This is a genomic window from Cronbergia sp. UHCC 0137 (assembly GCF_034932285.1).
Classification (GTDB): Bacteria; Cyanobacteriota; Cyanobacteriia; order Cyanobacteriales; family Nostocaceae; genus Cronbergia.
This window is the reverse complement of record NZ_JAYGHC010000027.1, coordinates 10,962-28,684: the sequence shown is the minus strand read 5'-3', so window position 1 is coordinate 28,684 and position 17,723 is coordinate 10,962. Positions and strand designations below refer to the sequence as shown.

Sequence of the window (17,723 nt, the reverse complement as noted above, 5' to 3'; positions counted from 1 at the left end):
TTTAATATAATTTTAATTGCACAAACTCTGTAAATAGATTTGTGCAGTTTTATTAACTATAATTATGAACTTTCGTGACGAATTTAAACTCCTACTCCGCGCTCGCTACCCGTTGATTTATATTCCTACTTACGAAGAAGAACGGGTAGAAGCGGCTATCCGCGAAGAGGCGACAAATCAAGGAAATCGTCCGGTCTATACTTGGGATTTTGTCGATGGTTATCAAGGGAATCCCAATGATGTCGGTTTTGGCAAGCGGAATCCGTTACTAGCTTTAGAATTTATCGAAAAATTACCCGCTTCTGCTCCTGCTGTCTTGATTTTGCGGGATTATCACCGTTTTTTAGATGATGTAGCTATTTCTCGCAAACTCCGCAACTTAGCCCGAATCCTCAAATCCCAACCCAAAAATATTGTTTTATTATCGCCACGTATCGCTATTCCTGATGATTTAACAGAAGTGTTAACGGTGGTAGAGTTTCCCTTACCAGCCGCACCAGAAATTAAAACCGAGGTAGAACGATTATTACAAGCCACTGGAAACGCTCCTGTCGGTAAATTTTTAGATGATTTGGTGCGTTCTTGTCAAGGGCTGTCAATGGAACGAATACGTCGAGTTTTGGCGAGAGCCATTGCATCCCACGGAAAATTGCAACCAGAGGATGTAGACTTAGTTTTAGAGGAAAAACGCCAAACTATTCGCCAAACCCAAATCCTGGACTTTTATCCCGCCACTGAACAGATATCTGATATTGGGGGACTTGATAATCTCAAAGATTGGCTGATTCGCCGTGGTGGTTCATTCTCAGAACGGGCGAGACAATATGGTTTACCTCATCCCCGTGGTTTAATGTTGGTGGGGATTCAGGGAACTGGAAAATCTTTAACAGCTAAGGCGATCGCTCACCATTGGCACTTACCTCTGTTACGCTTAGACGTAGGGCGATTATTTGGTGGTTTAGTCGGTGAATCAGAATCTCGCACTCGCCAAATGATTCAAGTAGCAGAAGCGCTCGCACCCTGTGTATTGTGGATTGATGAAATAGACAAGGCCTTTTCTGGTTTGGGTAGTAAAGGTGACGCAGGAACAACCAGCCGGGTTTTTGGGACATTTATCAATTGGTTAGCGGAAAAAACCTCACCTGTGTTTGTCGTTTCCACCGCCAACGATATCCAGGCTTTACCCCCAGAAATGTTGCGAAAAGGGCGATTTGATGAAATTTTCTTTGTCGGTTTACCCAGTCAAGAAGAACGAAAAGCCATTTTTAATGTTCATTTATCAAGATTACGTCCCCATAATTTAAAAAGCTATAATATTGATAGATTAGCTTACGAAACTCCCGACTTTTCTGGGGCGGAAATAGAGCAAACTTTAATTGAAGCAATGCACATTGGTTTTAGTCAAAATCGAGATTTTAATACTGATGATGTTTTAGAAGCGGCTAGTCAAATCATTCCTTTAGCCAGAACTGCTGTAGAACAAATTCAAAAACTCCAAGAATGGGCTGCTGGGGGTAGGGCGCGTTTAGCATCAAAACAAAGTCCTTTGAGTGACACATTTGGTAAAATAGGCTAGAGGATGTTTCCTGATTACCTATTCTCTGTCACACCACCCACCACTGGCTTAACTTCACCGTCAGAAAAGGGATCTGTGCCACCCGTCCAGTTAAAATCACTAAGGCGAATGGTAAACCCTCCTAATCCTAACACAGGATTGTAACGAAAAATCATTCCATAGGTACGACGACTATATTCTAAAGTATAGTCAGTGCTACTTCGTTCACCAGTATCTAAGTTAACTGATGTTTGAAACCCCAAGCGAAAAGGCCCATAGATTTGCTGAGAAATACCTGCACTGAGAACCTTACTATCTACATAACGATCAAATAAGAAGGGAGATAAGCCGTTACTGATACCTTGGGAATAAATGATATTAAAGGCAGTATAATCTAGATAGGGGCGAGAAAAATGACCAATTTGCCCTAATAAGCCGATTGTCCCGATGAGGGTACTTTGATTATCGCCACTTGTATAATAAGTGCTGGTAGCAGTAAGACCTGCGATCGCTTGTAAGTACGGTATCACAGGATTTGATGTGTAGCGTAACCCCTCCGTGCGGGTGGGTGGTAAACCTTTGCCCCTCCACAGAGGAAATCCCCTATTTAAAGCCACACTACCTTGAACACGTCCCAGAGAAACCCGGTCATTCGCAGAAGACAACAAGTCTTGGCGATCGGTGTTAGCATCAATATACTGAACACCTCCTTGATAGCTGAGATTAATACCACTTTTCCCTAAAGGGATAATAGGGGAAGTGATCACCCCACCCAAACTACTCTGCACAGTTTGAAAACCCAGTGTACCATTGTAAAGGCGATCGCGGTAACTATATTCTAGATTTAGGATGTGTGGATTCACGTCACCCAAAATTTGGCGTAACCGCAAACTCGCACGCAAAGTATTTTCCACCTCACTCAAATCAAAACTCGTTAACTCACCCGTTCCCTCAAGTTTAGACTTAGGACTTAAATCTGCATTTAGCCTCCCCTTGACACCAAACAACGCAGCTACATTACCAGCATCTTCCACGGCTTTCTGCACGAAAAACTGGGGTGTCACACTTAAACGGGCTTTTTCGGTATCAATTGGCTGAAAACTACGTTCTACAAATAAACCGCCCCGCTTGCCATTATCAAAGCCTGGAGATACAATTGTTGTATCTACCTTTCGTTCCCGACGATCAATTTTCTGATTATTAATTGGAATTGGTAAACTCACATTTTGGTCAAATACTAAACGCTGTTTTTGGGTAACAACCCGGTCTATCAACGGTGCTTCTCGAATTAACGTCACCTTAGCCGCCCTTAACTCTAACTCAGGGGGCGAAAAAGGATCATTGGTAATTCGTACATCCCTAGCTTGTAAACCTTGGGGATAAAATTCAATCCTTTGGGCGGCAAATCTTAACCGCTTAACAACACCACCAGCCCTTGGTGGGGGGATATTTCTAGCATCTGCTGTACCACCAATAGTAAATTCAATTCCCCCAGGACTTCCAACATTAGCAGTAGGTTGATTAGCACGGATTCTATCACTTAAAGGACGGCTAGGAACACCACCAGTTGTCACATCAGTCGGTAAAAATCCAAAGTCTGTTTCTGTGGTGGGGATGTAAATTTCACCAGTACCATCTTCTAATTCTCCACTATCTTGAATAAAATTATAAGTGAAGCGTTGTCCCCGTAGTACCTGATTTCCCCTAGTTAAAGCCACATTTCCGTCACCCACTGCAATCAAGTTTTCTAAGTTTACTTGCAAGCGATCAGCATCCACCACTGCTCCGTCAAAGCGCACTACTACATTGCCTTCGGCGGTGACAATTCGCCTGATTTCATCATACTCCTGGCGATCGGCAATTACCTCTACTACCCTTTCTCTTGCTGGTGTAGTCGGTTGGGGTGATTGTGCAAATTTTACAGTATCAGGTGTTGATGTTTGGCGAGATTTAAATTTAATAATATTCTTGACAGGAATAATATTTTGTGTATCTTCTGAGTTGGAGACAGAAAGATGAATTTTTTCTCCTTCACCAGAATTTTGTGAAATTGTAGTGCGATGATTAATTTCAATAACTTTCTTTTTTACATAACCGACTGTCAAAGGTGTTCCCAACAGCGCGGCTTGACTACCAGTAGCAACAGGTGAAAATTCAGGAGGGAACATTTCTGGTTGTAAAACGGATATATCCTGATGAATTTGGCTAGAAATCCCTTTTTCTGAAACTTCCTGTTCCGTTTTCTCTACAACGGTAGCAGATGAAATAACAGCAGGTTGGGAAATATCAGCAGGATCAGGTACTAAAACTTGATGAAGCATACAACAGGAAACGGGGAAGAAAGTCTCTTACTATATAGCAGGAATCAGGGGCAAAAAAAGGAGAAATCATGAAATTCATCCTGTTTACTCCCTTCTCACTAAAAGAATATGGATTAAATGAACCGCATTCACGTAGCCTCCCGTAGGGATAGACGCAAAGGAGGATATGTAATCTTAGACTGGGAAGGGAGTATCCTTTAATCCTGTTCGTTTTTGGCGGTGGGTTACGCCCTCAACCTTGTACCTCATTTACCAGTAATATGCTATGGACATCTCCAAAAATTAAATATGCGTAATCTGAAACCCCTGTAGAGACGTTCCATGGAACGTCTCTACAATCTTTACTGGAGATGTCTTATATCTCTGGGAAAATCAAGCTAAAAAACAATTTTTGAAAGTTTTTACTCAAAATCTTTCCGTCCGGGGTTACGGGCTGGATCATTGGACAATAGACCGAATACAAAGATAGCGACAAAAAAGCCAACTACAATATAAACAGCGATTTTTAAACTCAGCATAGAAGTATCTCCAAGAGGGATGACAAAGTGGGTTTATGCGGTAATCTGCAATGCAGAAAGGATAGTTACTTTATATTACCCATATCTTGACCTTTTTTGGAGAACTATCCTCAACCAAGTTTGACCAGCTTTGAGTAAATTAAGTAATGAGACAGAATTATTACACAAATGGTTTTTCTGTTCCCTGTTCCCTCTCTCAACGAATTACTTACAGAGTGGAAACCGATAGATTTTGATTAATGGTCATTTGTAAATTGGTGTTGGGTTCAACGACAATGAGATCAACGCTCTGTTTACCGAAGAAAAGACCGATGAGTGCGCCAATACCAGCACCTCCTAAAACTTCTTCCGTAGCGATCGCTTTATCTCCCGTTATAGCAGATATGGCGGCTGCTGCCCCTGCACCCAAAGCGGTATTTTTAATGATGTTACTTGTACTTGCACCTTTTTTGACGGTTTCAGTTTTGGTAATTACATTAGAACTACCGACAATATCATATTCTCTACCCGTGGTCAAAACTAATTTTTGTGCCACAAATTGAGAACCACCTTGAGCCGGCTTGAGTTGACCAATTACTTGACTACCAACAGGAATCAACACTTTTTGGTCTTGGGTAACTATATTTTGGGAGACTATGAGAGTTAAAGGTGCAGTTTCATCTTTGGTGACGAGGATTTTTTCTGCCTTGTCATACTTTACAGGAATAATAGTTCCCTGGGGAATGGTGACAGTTGTAGCTGTGGGAGTGGTGGTTGTGGGACTGGTGGTTGTCGCTTGACCTGTGACTATGTAAGGTGAGTTAATGGCAGAGGCTTGATTAGAACTAACTAAAGCCTGATAAATTAACGCCGCTACTTGCGCTCGTGTGGCACTGGTGGTAGGATTGAGAAATCGGGGATTGGGATAATTCACCACCATTTGTTTTTGTGTAGCCGCAGCTATGGGACTACGGGCATAACCAGCAATACTAGAGGCATCGTTAAAATATTGGAGGATAGTTTCGACGTTGGTGGTGGGGGTATAATTTAACCCATTAGCTAGGGAAACTAAAACCTGTTGACGGGGAATATTTTCGTTAGGTTTGAATTGATTACCTGGATACCCAGATAAAAAACCTGTGATGTAAGATTGCTGAATGGCAGCATTTGCCCAATAATTGCTGGCTACATCATTGAAATTGATTGGTGTTTTTTGTCCGCTTTTTGGGAAGGCTTTAGTGATCATCGCTGCAAATTGAGCGCGTGTCACCGGTTCTTCTGGACGGAAACCACCATTTGGGAAACCTGCAATAATACCCCTTCTGGATAATTCTTGAATAAAGGGAGAAGCCCAGTAGCTAGACTGAACATCAGAAAAGGTAGTTTGAGCGAGGACAGGGTTAGCTGTGATGAGAGGGGCTACAGAACCAACTGTAGCACTGATAGCCATGATCAGGGCTGTGTTTGATTTCCAGTTACTTAACATTGATCTTGCTCCTTAAAAAAATTTGTCTTCGATAATTACTGAGATGGTTTTTTAAATCACAAGTTCCCGCTTGGTTATTTATTCTGTTAAAAAGATTACTTTTAATTAAGCGATCGCTCTCTATAATAACACTAGCGATCGCATTAAGATTAATCTTCTATCTAATTGCGTAATATTACCAAATTAGTTGTCAACTTCAAATCCAAATCTTGTTCTGGTCTAACCACTAAAACTTCAACTTGTTTTTTTCGTAATAGTACACTAGCAGCCGCACCAGCAGCCGCACCACCTACAGGTTCTAGGGTTTCGATTTTACGATTTCCTGTAATTAAAGAAATTACAGTAGCAGCACCAGCACCAATTGCTGCGTCTGTCAATATTTGACCTGTGCTTGCACCTTGAGATATAGTTTCAGTTGTGGTAACTGTTTGAGAAGTGGCATTAATTGATTGTTTCTGTCCAGAGGGAAAAATCAATTCTCGTGCTACAAACCTCACACCTTGTCTATTGTTACTATTTGAGCGTTGAGAAAAACTTCCATTTAAATTTACAGGTTGCAATTCTCCCACAACTTCGCTATTAGCAGGAATTAAGATATTTCTGCGGCTATCGGTAATATCATCTGCTATTCTGAGAGTTAGAGGAACAGTTTCCCCAAATTTAGGATTTAGTTTTTCCTTGTCATAAGTTACAGGTAAAGTAACATTAGCCGGAATAGTCACAGAACGAGGTTGTCCAATATTAAACTGTGCTTGAGCAGGAGCAAAAGTCAACAAAGGAGTAACTGCACCCGTAAAAATTGCTATAGTCATCAGTGCAGCAGTACCAGATTTCCAACCCATAGAACCATTCATAAGATGTTTCCCTTTGATGTGTTATACTTTGAGATGACGTGGATTCACCCGGATAGTTTCTGGGAATTTCTAATCCTCAATTTTCCCCAATAGACTTAATTTACGCAGTTTTAAAACCTTTCAATTCCCTAACCCAATTAAGACCCAAAGTAGGAAAATTTGTTCCTCAACATTTGACAAACTTTACCAAACAAGACGACAGTAAGCCAACTCCTCTTAACTCTCTGCGCCTCTGCGCCTCTGCGTGAACCTAAATCATACATTTACTCCCCATTTTATCGCCTTCATCTCAAAACTCTTAATCAAACCCATTTTTTTAACAAGTCGCTGTCCTTCTCTGTAAATTTTTGTAACATCAACATCTTTAAAACTGGAAACCTGTTACTTCGATAGTTACACTAACAATGAAGTGCATCTGTACTGTTAATTATTAAAAATTTAGATTTGGCGCTATAGCCTTAATGATCCCAGTACAACTTATTCTCAAAAACTTTCTTAGTTACCGTGATGCAACTTTAGACTTTAGCGGGTTGCATACGGCTTGCATTTGTGGCTCTAATGGAGCAGGTAAGTCTTCCCTGTTGGAAGCTATCACTTGGTCTATTTGGGGTCAAAGCCGTGCTGCTGTTGACGACGATGTAATTCATTCTGGCGCGAAAGAAGTGCGGGTTGACTTCACCTTTCACAGTAGTCAACAAAAATATCGCGTTATCCGTACCCGAATGCGTGGGGGAACGGGGGTTTTGGAATTTCAAATAGAAACACCCTCTGGTTTTCGTCCTCTAACTGGTAAAGGGGTAAGGGCAACTCAGGACGTAATTCTACAACATATCAAATTAGATTACGACACTTTTATTAATTCTGCTTACCTGCGTCAAGGTCGAGCAGATGAATTTATGCTCAAACGTCCTAACGAGCGCAAGGAGATTTTAGCAGAACTGTTAAAACTTAATCAATATGATCAATTAGAGGAACGAGCTAAAGATAGTTCTAAGCAGTATAAAGGCAGAGTGGAAGAGTTAGAACGTTCTTTAGATAATATTCAACTTCAACTCCAACAAAGGGAAACAACGGAAGCGCAACGAAAGGAGTTGGAGGTTGAACTAAATAACTTACAACAAACCCAAGCTTTTGATCATGTGCAGTTACAAAGTTTGCAAGTTGTCCAACACCAACGCCAAAATTGGGAACAACAACTCAGCTTTGTGCGGCAACAATATCAAAATCTTAGCCAAGATAGCGATCGCTTGCAACAAGACCAATTAGCTGTTAAAGTACAACTAGCTGATTTAGAAGCATTGTTAACGCAAGAAGCGCAAATTAAAGCTGGATACGCTGAATATCAAAGTCTCCAAACCCAAGAAGAAGCCTTTTCTGCAAAATTTGAACAACATACCCGCGCCACTGGGTTAAAACAACAAAAACAACAACAACTAAATCAAGAAATTCAACTACTGGAACGACAATTACAACAAGCCCAAGCGCAATTAGAAGCTTTGGAGCAGCAAGAGCGAGAAATTCAGCAAACTTTAGCGAAATCACCAGAAATAGAAGCGGCTTTATCCCAATCCCTCGCGGCCCGGAAGCAGGTAGCTGACCTAGATCAATTGCAAATGCAAGTCACTCCATTATTACAGCAACGGGCAAATTTACAAAATCAACTAGACCGCGCCCATGCAAGTTTGATGGCAAGACTGGAACAATTACAGTCTACAGAAAATCAGTTGCAAAGTCAACAACGTCGCCAACCCCAGCTACAGCAAGCAGTATTGGAAGTGGCTTCGCAAATTGAAGAACTAGACAAAAAACGGGTTTATTTGCAAAGAGTCCAGGAAAAAGGACAGGAAAGAAGGCATTTTATTGAACGTCTGCAAGCCCACCAACGGGATTATGAAAGGTTGTTGGGGGAATTGGAACAAAAGTTACAAATGCTGCAAAATCCTAATGCTTTGTGTCCTTTGTGCGAACGTCCGCTAGATGAACATCACTGGAATCGGGTGGTGGAAAAAACCCAAGTTGAATATCAGGACACAGAAGGACAGGTTTGGGTAGTGCGGGAACAAAAAGCGGTATCTGACCGAGAAATTCAGGTTTTAAGGCAAGAATATCGAGAAATATCTCAAGAATTGGCAGTTTACGACAGTTTACGGGAACAACGGGGACAGTTGGCGGCACAATTGCAAGCAACAACGGACGTGCAGGAAGAGTTACAAAAAATTGTAGCAGAAAAAGAACATTTAGAGCGATCGCTCCAGTCGGGAGATTATGCCCCAGCCCAACAAGCGGAAATTCAACAATTAGACCAGTATCTCCAGCAACTCAATTATAGTGAGAAAGACCACTCCCTCGCCCGTAGTGAGGTAGAAAGGTGGCGTTGGGCAGAAATTAAACAAGGACAAATTAAAGATGCCGCCAAGCGTCAAGCCCAATTAGCAGCGAGAAAACCGGAATTACAAGCTAATATTGCCCAACTTCAAGCTAAAATTACCAAATCACAAACGGATTCTGATATCGCTCAACAAATTGCGGCTTTAGAAAAGCAAATTATAGAACTGAATTACAGTTCCGAACAACACAATAAACTGCGTCAATCTGTGCGAGAGTTTCAACCTTGGCAGTTGCGTTATCAACAGTTGTTATCTGCCCAACAGCAATATCCGCAGTTACAAACTAGGTTGCAAGAGTTACAGGAATCCCTAAATATTAGATTAACAGAACGTCAGAATTTTGCCAATCAAATCGAAAGTATTGTTAAGCAATTAGCAGATTCAGCTAATCCATCTGCCCAAATCCAGGCTTTAGAGGATAAATTGGCAAGCCGCAGACAACAACTAGATGATAAAATAGCACAGTTGGGACGGTTAGAGCAACTGATTCACCAATTGGAAACCTTGCAAATTCAGTGTCAACAGGAGCAAGAACAGTTACAAAATTGTAAAAAACAGCAACGGGTTTATCAGGAATTAGCCCAAGCCTTTGGTAAAAATGGCATCCAAGCGTTGATGATTGAAAATGTATTACCTCAATTAGAAGCCCAGACAAATCAATTACTTTCCCGGTTGAGTGCTAATCAACTACACGTACAATTTGTTACCCAAAAAGCGGGACGCAGTGGTAAGTCGAGCAAGAAGAATGTTAAATTAATAGATACATTAGATATTTTAATTGCTGATGCTAGGGGAACGCGAGCCTATGAAACCTATTCTGGGGGAGAAGCCTTTAGAATCAACTTTGCGATTCGTTTGGCTTTAGCGAAATTATTGGCACAACGGGCAGGTGCAGCGCTACAATTACTGATTATAGATGAAGGATTTGGTACACAAGATGCGGAAGGGTGCGATCGCTTGATTGCCTCAATTAATGCCATATCTGCTGACTTTGCCTGTATTTTAACTGTAACCCATATGCCCCATCTCAAAGAAGCCTTTCAAACCAGGATAGAAGTTAGCAAAACTCAACAAGGTTCACAGTTACAATTGTTAATATAAAAAACCAGACTCAGATCCCCGATTTATTTGAGAAGTGGGGGAGCTTATTATAGTGTTACTCGATTGAGTGAGATACAAGAACCCCACCCCCAACCCCCTCCCCGCAAGCGAGGAGGGGGCTATAATGTATTTCATGCACGTGCATACCGATATATTTACAAGCTTTTTTATACTTCTCAAGGACACAATTTGAGCTTTTGTTTAAAGGGTATATATGAATGTAAAAACGCAAGTTATGAACTTCTTGAGTATAGATGAAGAAAGGTGCGTCAGAAACTTAAAATTAGTGATTTTAGCCTAAATTATTCTGTCTGACGCACCCTACATACTACTACAGACTACAAACGACCTGTCCGAAAATTAAATAACTAGCAACTTGAGTTATTACTTAGGTGGTAAAACATTTTGTGGGAAAGCATTTGTGAAATTGCCAGGAGTAGTATATTGACATACAACAAATCTGGCATACATATTGTTATATTTACCAGAGGCTATTCCACAACCGAGTTTTGAAGTTGATTTCCAAACTACTTGAGTGAAGTGACCTGTTTTGCTAGAAAATCCTGGAGATTGAAAGTTGTAATCTTTAATTTCATTATACCAGGCATTAACGGCCTTATCTGCCTCAGATGTGATAGTATTGGTATTCGTGGGGCTTGAAGACATCCAGATGTAAAGATTTTCTCCTACTCCTGATTTACCAGAATGCTTAAACTGTCCTTGAGATGCTAATGTATTTGCCCATTGTTGTGCAGAAGTATTAAGTTGAGTATCTAACACCAATGCCGGAACTTTATGCTTGAGTCGGTATTCGTTGTGCTTCTTTAAGGCTTGATTATTAAATGCTGTAAGATCGTCAGCAGCGAAAACATCACCAGTGTTTGACATTAATACTCCTGATATTGTTATTAAAACAACCATAGGCAATAATAGCAGAGGAGATATGGTAGTAGAAAAATTTTTCATCAGATGTGGGTTGTCACTAAAAGATGATTAATAATATAATATATAGGACTCCTAAAAGATTTCTAAATAGATCTAAGTATTGTAGGTAGGGCTATACCTTACAAAACGCGCAGATTGTGGGCAATGCCCACCCTACGTGTATGTTCAAAACTCAAATAGGAGTCCTATATCAGTATTGAGTATGGCGAGTAAGCAAAAAATACCCGCCTTTTTTGAGAAGACGGGCAGCTGAATTTTGATTTAAAGCTAGTTTTCTGGGTCAATTCGTTGAATATTACCTGCTTTTACCCAACCTTCTTGATCACTACCTTCAAGACGAATTTTTAACCATGCTTTATCAGAACTTTCTTCCAATACAATAATTTTTTGATTAGCACCAACCCCACCTACACGTTCACTATCCTGCTGTGGTGAACTTCGTAAACTCAAGCCTTGAGGCCAAGTTACATTTCCTCGATAAGCCCCGACTGGTAAGGAATTGGGTGATTCTGTGGGTGTGGGTGTTGGTGTGGGTGTTGGTTCTGTTTTCACCTCAGCTTTGGGAGTTGGTGTGGTTTTAACTGGGATTGGTTTGGGTGTTTTGGGTTTGGAGGAAGTATCATTAGCAAACAATGGTTTAGCGGGGGGTATGGCAGTACGGTTGACAAAATAGAGTGCGACTGTTAAACCACTAGCTAACAAAACAGCGATCGCTAATATAAAACCAAGTATAAGTTTAAGTAAGCTAGACAACATAATTTATTATCACTTTAAATCCATTAGTCAGGTACATTCAGAAACTTAAAATTAGTGATTTTAGCATAAATTATTCTGTCTGACAAATCCGCCAGACTCTAAAATGTTTATAAGGTTAATGATAGTTGATTAATATTGGGTATCTTTCCTTAACTCAATCTACGGGCGATCGCACTATAATTTAGTTATAAGTGCATTTACCAGTTTAACAAGTTCAATGAAGACAAAAACCAAAGTTAGCTCATGGTGGCGATACTTTATTGTATTTACCATAGTTTGGGTTTCTGGTCCGACTCTCCAATTTATGAGTCAGGCTTTGCGGGGATACCCACTTGATATTAACTATTTTTGGAGTGAGCTTTCACCGGATAAAGTTTTGAAGTTGGGTTTTTATAATGGTGAAGGTGGAGCAGATTGGAAGATAGGTAAGCCAAAAGTTAATATTTGGAATGCTGAAGAATTACGTTCTGTAGAGGATTTGCGAAAGTTTGCTTTAGAATTGGTGAACCGCGATCGCACTCTCAATAATTTACAACCTTTGGTGGAAGTTCCGTTGCTTTCTGAAGCAGCCCAAAACCATGCTCAGGATATGCTAACTCGACAATATTTTGATCATATCTCACCTGATGGTAAAAATCCACGCGATCGCTATCTGGCTGTTGGTGGTAGTCCGCGTTTGGGTATTGGTGAAAACATTGTCCAGAGTAGTGTGAAAGGTTTGGGGTTAAGCTACGGGGAAGCGGAAGATTTTCAACGGGGTTGGATGTATAGTAATGGACATCGAGCCAATGTCCTCAATCGTAGGTACACCAAGTTTGGTTACGGAATTACTACTCACCCCAATGGTGAAGTTTATGCTGTACAAATGTTTTCTAATTAAAAAGTATTGCATTAATTTAATGATTTTGGGTTTATGTGAGGTTAGAAAGAATAGCGATCGCTAATTTATAAGGTTAATTATAGTTGATTAATGTTGGGTTAAGGAACGATACCCAACTTACGGGGTACGGGCGATCGCACTGAAAGAAGAACTATTACCATTTACAGTAGGGACCTTCTTTGATAGTACCATCGGGCATGGTAGTATGCCAGATAACATTGAACTTGTAGCAGAGACCTTCTCCGTTGACATCGCAGTCTCGGAAGTCAGTATGAGTCAAATCAGCACGTTCAAAGTAACCAATTTTAGCACCGATGAAACTAGCACCAACCGCTTTAACATGGCTCAAGTTAGCCCTAGTCAAATCAGCCCCATTCAAACTAGCATTACTCAAATTAGCAGAGAACAAATTAGCATCCCTGAGAATAGTTTTTCCCAAACTAGCCTCGCCCAAATAAGCACCGAACAAATCAGCTTCAGTCAAATCAGCCCCACTCAGATCGACTTTTTCAAGATTAGCTCCACGCAGGTTAATACCCCGCAAGTCAGCACCTTCGAGTCCAGTAATCTGACCATCAACTCCGTCTATTTCGCCCATTTCGCCGACAATTCGCAAAATTTCGACACCAGCAAAGTTACGCTCCCCAGCGTTGTACCGAGCCAACAATTCATCAGTAGTAATTTTCCAAACCATGAATTAACCTTGTGTTTGCTTCAAGCGGATATTGATGATATAGAGATATTTATAAGGTTAATGATAGTTGATTAATGTTGGGTATCGTTCCTTAACCCAACCTACGAGCGATCGCACCATATCGACTACAATATTAACACCATTGGCTGGTTCATCGACCCCACCCCCAACGACACAGCCTACCGAGGCTACAGCCAGGAGCTACTGCAATTGCTCTATTTTCTCCCAATTGATACAATTATGTATATGTTTAATCTCTGTAATATTTTGATGTTAACTTGATAATAGGAGATAATCTGTATGAATGCTCATAAAATCGAAATTGTTTTAACAGAAAACGGACAATTAATTCTAGAAAATTTACCTTTTAAAAAAGGAGAATCTGTCGAAGTGATTATTCTCGAACATCGTCAACTATCTTCTAATTTTAATAGTTATCCTTTAGCGGGAAAAGTAATACAGTATGATGAACCTTATGAACCTGCCACAGATATCGAGGATTGGGAAGTTTTAAAATGATTGTTTTAGATACCCATATTTGGATTTGGTGGGTTGATAATAATCTCAAATTAACCCAACGACAGCGAGAATTAATCAATACTTATCAATCTAGTGGATTAGGCATCAGCATTATTTCTTGTTGGGAAGTGGCTAAGTTAGTGGAAAATCAAAAACTGATTTTATCTTGCTCAGTTGATGAATGGTTGAATGGAGGTCTAGCTTATCCTGGAGTTCAACTACTAAGTTTAACTCTTCCAATTATAGTAGCATCAACTGAATTAACGGGATTTCATCGTGATCCAGCAGATCAGTTAATTGTTGCTACTGCTCAAATTTATAACTGTTCGTTACTAACAGCAGATAATAAAATCTTGGCTTATCCCCATGTTCAAACTCTAATTTAATCTTAATGTTAGTAATAGTTAAACATTGACAGGGAAAATGATAGTTGATTAATGTTGGGTATCGTTCCTCAACCCAACCTACGAGCGATCGCACTTATGAAATTCCTATCGTGTCAGATCCTTCTTTAGCTATTATTACTTCTGATACTTCCATCAGGCATGATAGTTTCATGGAAGATAGCACCCTTGCAATAATAGATACTAAACTCACTGGCTTCACTCAAATCAGCATAGCTAAGGTTGGCATTTTTGAAACTAACTTCGCTAAGGACAGCACGTCTGAATATGGCACGAGTAAGATTAGCGCCTTTGAGACTCCCTTGACTGAAGATAGCATCGCTAAAGTCAGCAGCTTCCAAATTAGCTCTTCCAAAACCACTTTCAAAGAAACGGATTCTTCTCAAGTTAGCGAAACTCAAGTCAACTTCATCAAACCCACTACTTTCAAAGTAAGCATCACTGAAGTCAGCACCCTTGAAAATGACTTGGTTAAGAATTTTATCGACCAAACGAACTCCTGGCAGCTTGACTCCAGTAAAATCTCTTTCCCCAGCAGCATAACGTTGCAGCAAATCTTCAGCATTCATAACTTATCTCCTACATTAAACAACACACTTAAAGATAACCTACTAAATCTCTTCGACCCCACCTACGGTCTACGAGCGATTCCTGCGGAGCGCTATCTCTACGAGACGCTACCGCGAACGCTATCGCACTTCGAGCTATAATCAATCTAAGCTATATTTACTAGAAAATAACTATGAGTTTTGCTATTTCTGAAGAGATTGTAAAAGCAAGTGGATTATCAGAAAAAGAATTAATTTTAGAACTGATTATCCTCTTATTTCAAAAGAAGAAAATTACTATCGGTAAAGCGTCCAACCTTGCTCAAATGCCTTTGCTCGAATTTCAGCGCGAATTAGCGATGAGAAACATTTATATTCATTATGATGAGAGAGATTTAGAAATTGACTTAAAAAACTTGGGGATTATCTAATATATATGATCGTCATTAGCAATACTTCACCTATTACTAATTTATCTGCTATAGGTAAGATCAATTTATTAGAACAAATTTATGGGGAAATCATTATATCATCAGAAGTTTTTGAAGAATTAACCCAATGGGGAGATTCTATACCGGGAGCGAAAGAGGTGAAAATATTTAGTTGGATTAAAGTAAAGACAATTAAGAATATTAATTTAGTACATTCTTTAAGAAATAAATTAGACGAAGGAGAATCTTCTGCAATAGCCTTAGCATTAGAATTAAATGCAGATTGGCTAATTATAGATGAACAGTTAGGCAGACAAACAGCAATAGAATATAATTTAAAAATAACAGGTATTTTAGGAATCTTGATTGAGGCGAAACGTCAGGGCTTGATTCCATTAGTCAAACCAATTCTTGATGATTTAATAAATATAGCCAAATTTTGGGTTAATCCCTCCCTCTATAATAAGATTTTATCAATTGTTCAGGAATGATCTTGAGTAGTGTAGTTATTTAGCGATCGCGCTACTTAATGTAGTATAAATTTCTGGGGTGGAAAATGCCAAATGACAAAATCCACCCCGAAACAATACTGTTCGGTTAAGGATTTTTGTAGGTTGGGTTAAGCGACAGCGCAACCCAACAAATGCTTATAAATGTTGGGTTATGCCTCCGGCACACTACGTGAACGTTCCTCAACCCAACCTACGTAATTCTATTTTTTGAGCTTAACCGACAAGTATTGCACCCCGAAAAGGTTGATTAAACGCTTGCTGTTAATTGTGCTTCAGATACCCATGCACCATGAAAACCGTAGGGGACACGTTGGGGAATAATTACCCGTGCTACTGGTTCGCTGGTCATGTCTTGGGCATTAATTACCACCAGTTCCGAAGTTTGTGTATTTTCGTTGTAAACGAATGTAACCAGCCAACCTTCATCTTCTGTAGTCGCACCGGGACGAGGTGCAAAGACAGATTCACCACTATAACGTCCCTGTCCAAATTGGTGGGTTTGGGATTTACCATTGCTGAGGTCATATTTAATTACTCCCTCGAACAACGGAAGGGGACTATTCGCCATTTTTCCAACATAGCCATATTGGGTTTTTCTCCCTAACAGGTTTTCGTTGACACGGGGAAATTCGCCTGGTGTTTGGTCTAACATTTCTTCTTGGATTGCGCCTGTGCTGAGGTTAAAGCGCCAACGATGGAGACGGGGGATATCTGCATCGGGAACATCACTACCTGCTAATACACTGGTAGAACTCATGCGACAAGCTATTAATACGACTTCTTCTCCTTCTTCGTAGGCGTTAAGGGTGTGGAAGACGTAACAGGAGGGACTTTCAAACCAGCGAATATTGCTATTGTCGCCATGACGGGGGATAATACCAAAACGACTGGGGCGATCGCTCTCAAACATTACCGTAGGTTCTCCCCTTTGCATCCTTTCTACGCTCATGGTCAAAGGCAGATCCATGAAAATGCTATAATTTTCGGTAATGGCGAAATCGTGCATCATTACCGCCGTTGGTAGTTCTATGGGGACTATTCCCTTCAATTCACCATCGGCTGAAACTACTCCGTAATGCAGATATGGGGGCGCAAATGAATAACCAAAAAACATCATTTCGCCGGTTACAGGGTCTACCTTGGGATGGGCTGTAAAAGGACAAGTTAGTTGATTATTGTAGGTGTACTCACCAATGGTTTCTAATTCCGGGAGTTGGATACTGTGGGGCGCGCCTCCTTCCCAGAGAGCTAAAAATTTGCCAGCGTGCCAGACTAGAGCGGTATTGGCGGTATTTTTGTTAACTCCATAGGGGTTATCCATTTGGGGTGGTTCAAAAATTCCTGACCAGACAGCTTTTTGGGCTTCATGCTCAATTTGCCAGCCTTTGGTTTTAATATAGCGATCGCTATAAGTGGCTTTACCATCTTTAATGCGGACACCATGCAACATCCCATCACCATCGAACCAGTGATATCGACCAATTGGTGGCCATTGGGGATTGGGTCCATTTCGCACAAACATTCCTGCAAGATCGGGGGGTAATTCACCTATTACTTCCAGAATATCCGTAGTGATTTCGTTCTTGATAGGTGCAAAATTGCCATCAAGATAGGGATTAATTGTTGTGGGTGTTATGGTGTTGGTTGTCATAGATATGATATTTTGGAGATTTTTAATCCTGCTAAAATTGCAGTTGTACTAATTTTATCAAGAATTATTTAGGGTTTGATGAAAAAGTCTTTTCATTAGGGCTAGGAGTCAGGAGTCAGGAGTAAGAATTAGAAGAACAGTATTCAATCTGGTCAAGTGATAGGTAAATAAACAGTTTCAAT

General features: G+C 40.4%; 16 protein-coding genes. 7 read left to right on the top strand and 9 right to left on the bottom strand.

Translation table 11 applies throughout. From position 1 onward, the window contains the following. The first annotated feature begins 64 nt into the window (after positions 1-64). Positions 65-1,576 carry an AAA family ATPase gene (locus VB711_RS15310; protein WP_323286988.1) on the top strand — a complete coding sequence of 504 codons (1,512 nt, stop codon included), beginning with the start codon at positions 65-67 and terminating at the stop codon, positions 1,574-1,576. 14 nt (positions 1,577-1,590) lie between these two features. On the opposite strand, the gene VB711_RS15305 is transcribed toward VB711_RS15310, so the two are convergent. The 4 genes from VB711_RS15305 to VB711_RS15290 form a co-directional block, all read right to left on the bottom strand. Continuing rightward, a complete protein-coding gene (locus tag VB711_RS15305; protein WP_323286987.1) occupies positions 1,591-3,876 on the bottom strand; it encodes a DUF3769 domain-containing protein in 2,286 nt (761 codons plus the stop codon). Between the two features lie 401 nt (positions 3,877-4,277). After that, on the bottom strand, positions 4,278-4,394 hold the full coding sequence (locus tag VB711_RS15300; RefSeq protein WP_323286986.1) for a photosystem II reaction center protein I: 117 nt from the start codon (positions 4,392-4,394) through the stop codon (positions 4,278-4,280). Positions 4,395-4,602: 208 nt separating this feature from the next. Then, positions 4,603-5,859, bottom strand: coding sequence for an S-layer homology domain-containing protein (locus VB711_RS15295; protein ID WP_323286985.1), 1,257 nt, complete (start codon positions 5,857-5,859; stop codon positions 4,603-4,605). Between the two features lie 161 nt (positions 5,860-6,020). Beyond that, positions 6,021-6,713, bottom strand: coding sequence for a conjugal transfer protein TrbI (locus VB711_RS15290; protein ID WP_323286984.1), 693 nt, complete (start codon positions 6,711-6,713; stop codon positions 6,021-6,023). A gap of 461 nt (positions 6,714-7,174) precedes the next feature. Here VB711_RS15290 and VB711_RS15285 point away from each other — a divergent pair, with 461 nt between their 5' ends. Continuing rightward, entirely contained in the window at positions 7,175-10,201 is a 3,027-nt protein-coding gene (locus tag VB711_RS15285) for an SMC family ATPase (RefSeq protein ID WP_323286983.1), read from the top strand. Positions 10,202-10,585: 384 nt separating this feature from the next. On the opposite strand, the gene VB711_RS15280 is transcribed toward VB711_RS15285, so the two are convergent. Together VB711_RS15280 and VB711_RS15275 are read right to left on the bottom strand one after the other, a co-directional pair. Beyond that, positions 10,586-11,089, bottom strand: a complete 504-nt coding sequence (locus VB711_RS15280) for a CAP family protein (RefSeq protein ID WP_323286982.1) — start codon at positions 11,087-11,089, stop codon at positions 10,586-10,588. 324 nt (positions 11,090-11,413) lie between these two features. Beyond that, positions 11,414-11,902, bottom strand: coding sequence for an SH3 domain-containing protein (locus tag VB711_RS15275; protein ID WP_323286981.1), 489 nt, complete (start codon positions 11,900-11,902; stop codon positions 11,414-11,416). A gap of 217 nt (positions 11,903-12,119) precedes the next feature. Between VB711_RS15275 and VB711_RS15270 the strand changes: the two genes are divergently transcribed. After that, positions 12,120-12,782, top strand: coding sequence for a CAP domain-containing protein (locus VB711_RS15270; protein WP_323286980.1), 663 nt, complete (start codon positions 12,120-12,122; stop codon positions 12,780-12,782). Positions 12,783-12,936: 154 nt separating this feature from the next. On the opposite strand, the gene VB711_RS15265 is transcribed toward VB711_RS15270, so the two are convergent. Next, entirely contained in the window at positions 12,937-13,476 is a 540-nt protein-coding gene (locus tag VB711_RS15265; RefSeq protein WP_323286979.1) for a pentapeptide repeat-containing protein, read from the bottom strand. 300 nt (positions 13,477-13,776) lie between these two features. Between VB711_RS15265 and VB711_RS15260 the strand changes: the two genes are divergently transcribed. Both VB711_RS15260 and VB711_RS15255 read left to right on the top strand, forming a co-directional pair. Continuing rightward, complete coding sequence (locus VB711_RS15260; protein WP_323286978.1) at positions 13,777-13,995, top strand: hypothetical protein; 219 nt, start codon at positions 13,777-13,779, stop codon at positions 13,993-13,995. Next, positions 13,992-14,381, top strand: a complete 390-nt coding sequence (locus VB711_RS15255) for a type II toxin-antitoxin system VapC family toxin (protein ID WP_323286977.1) — start codon at positions 13,992-13,994, stop codon at positions 14,379-14,381. The genes VB711_RS15260 and VB711_RS15255 overlap by 4 nt, the downstream gene beginning before the upstream one ends. Before the next feature lie 125 nt (positions 14,382-14,506). On the opposite strand, the gene VB711_RS15250 is transcribed toward VB711_RS15255, so the two are convergent. Further along, positions 14,507-14,968, bottom strand: coding sequence for a pentapeptide repeat-containing protein (locus tag VB711_RS15250; RefSeq protein WP_323286976.1), 462 nt, complete (start codon positions 14,966-14,968; stop codon positions 14,507-14,509). 173 nt (positions 14,969-15,141) lie between these two features. Here VB711_RS15250 and VB711_RS15245 point away from each other — a divergent pair, with 173 nt between their 5' ends. Both VB711_RS15245 and VB711_RS15240 read left to right on the top strand, forming a co-directional pair. Continuing rightward, positions 15,142-15,378: a UPF0175 family protein gene (locus tag VB711_RS15245; protein ID WP_323286974.1), complete on the top strand. Its 237-nt coding sequence runs from the start codon at positions 15,142-15,144 to the stop codon at positions 15,376-15,378. A 5-nt stretch (positions 15,379-15,383) separates the two neighbouring features. After that, the gene (locus VB711_RS15240; protein ID WP_323286973.1) at positions 15,384-15,869 is read left to right on the top strand and encodes a DUF3368 domain-containing protein; all 486 of its coding nucleotides are present in this window, start codon (positions 15,384-15,386) and stop codon (positions 15,867-15,869) included. Positions 15,870-16,137: 268 nt separating this feature from the next. Here VB711_RS15240 and VB711_RS15235 read toward each other — a convergent pair whose 3' ends face one another. Continuing rightward, positions 16,138-17,541, bottom strand: a complete 1,404-nt coding sequence (locus tag VB711_RS15235) for a carotenoid oxygenase family protein (protein ID WP_416233586.1) — start codon at positions 17,539-17,541, stop codon at positions 16,138-16,140. Positions 17,542-17,723 lie beyond the last annotated feature (182 nt).

Bases quoted from the DNA above. Each gene is read 5' to 3' on its own strand.
- VB711_RS15275 (WP_323286981.1), bottom strand. From the start codon at position 11,902: ATGTTGTCTAGCTTACTTAAACTTATACTTGGTTTTATATTAGCGATC.
- VB711_RS15240 (WP_323286973.1), top strand. From the start codon at position 15,384: ATGATCGTCATTAGCAATACTTCACCTATTACTAATTTATCTGCTATA.
- VB711_RS15310 (WP_323286988.1), top strand. From the start codon at position 65: ATGAACTTTCGTGACGAATTTAAACTCCTACTCCGCGCTCGCTACCCG.
- VB711_RS15270 (WP_323286980.1), top strand. From the start codon at position 12,120: ATGAAGACAAAAACCAAAGTTAGCTCATGGTGGCGATACTTTATTGTA.
- VB711_RS15265 (WP_323286979.1), bottom strand. From the start codon at position 13,476: ATGGTTTGGAAAATTACTACTGATGAATTGTTGGCTCGGTACAACGCT.
- VB711_RS15260 (WP_323286978.1), top strand. From the start codon at position 13,777: ATGAATGCTCATAAAATCGAAATTGTTTTAACAGAAAACGGACAATTA.
- VB711_RS15300 (WP_323286986.1), bottom strand. From the start codon at position 4,394: ATGCTGAGTTTAAAAATCGCTGTTTATATTGTAGTTGGCTTTTTTGTC.
- VB711_RS15245 (WP_323286974.1), top strand. From the start codon at position 15,142: ATGAGTTTTGCTATTTCTGAAGAGATTGTAAAAGCAAGTGGATTATCA.
- VB711_RS15290 (WP_323286984.1), bottom strand. From the start codon at position 6,713: ATGAATGGTTCTATGGGTTGGAAATCTGGTACTGCTGCACTGATGACT.
- VB711_RS15235 (WP_416233586.1), bottom strand. From the start codon at position 17,541: ATGACAACCAACACCATAACACCCACAACAATTAATCCCTATCTTGAT.
- VB711_RS15295 (WP_323286985.1), bottom strand. From the start codon at position 5,859: ATGTTAAGTAACTGGAAATCAAACACAGCCCTGATCATGGCTATCAGT.
- VB711_RS15280 (WP_323286982.1), bottom strand. From the start codon at position 11,089: ATGTCAAACACTGGTGATGTTTTCGCTGCTGACGATCTTACAGCATTT.
- VB711_RS15285 (WP_323286983.1), top strand. From the start codon at position 7,175: ATGATCCCAGTACAACTTATTCTCAAAAACTTTCTTAGTTACCGTGAT.
- VB711_RS15250 (WP_323286976.1), bottom strand. From the start codon at position 14,968: ATGAATGCTGAAGATTTGCTGCAACGTTATGCTGCTGGGGAAAGAGAT.
- VB711_RS15255 (WP_323286977.1), top strand. From the start codon at position 13,992: ATGATTGTTTTAGATACCCATATTTGGATTTGGTGGGTTGATAATAAT.
- VB711_RS15305 (WP_323286987.1), bottom strand. From the start codon at position 3,876: ATGCTTCATCAAGTTTTAGTACCTGATCCTGCTGATATTTCCCAACCT.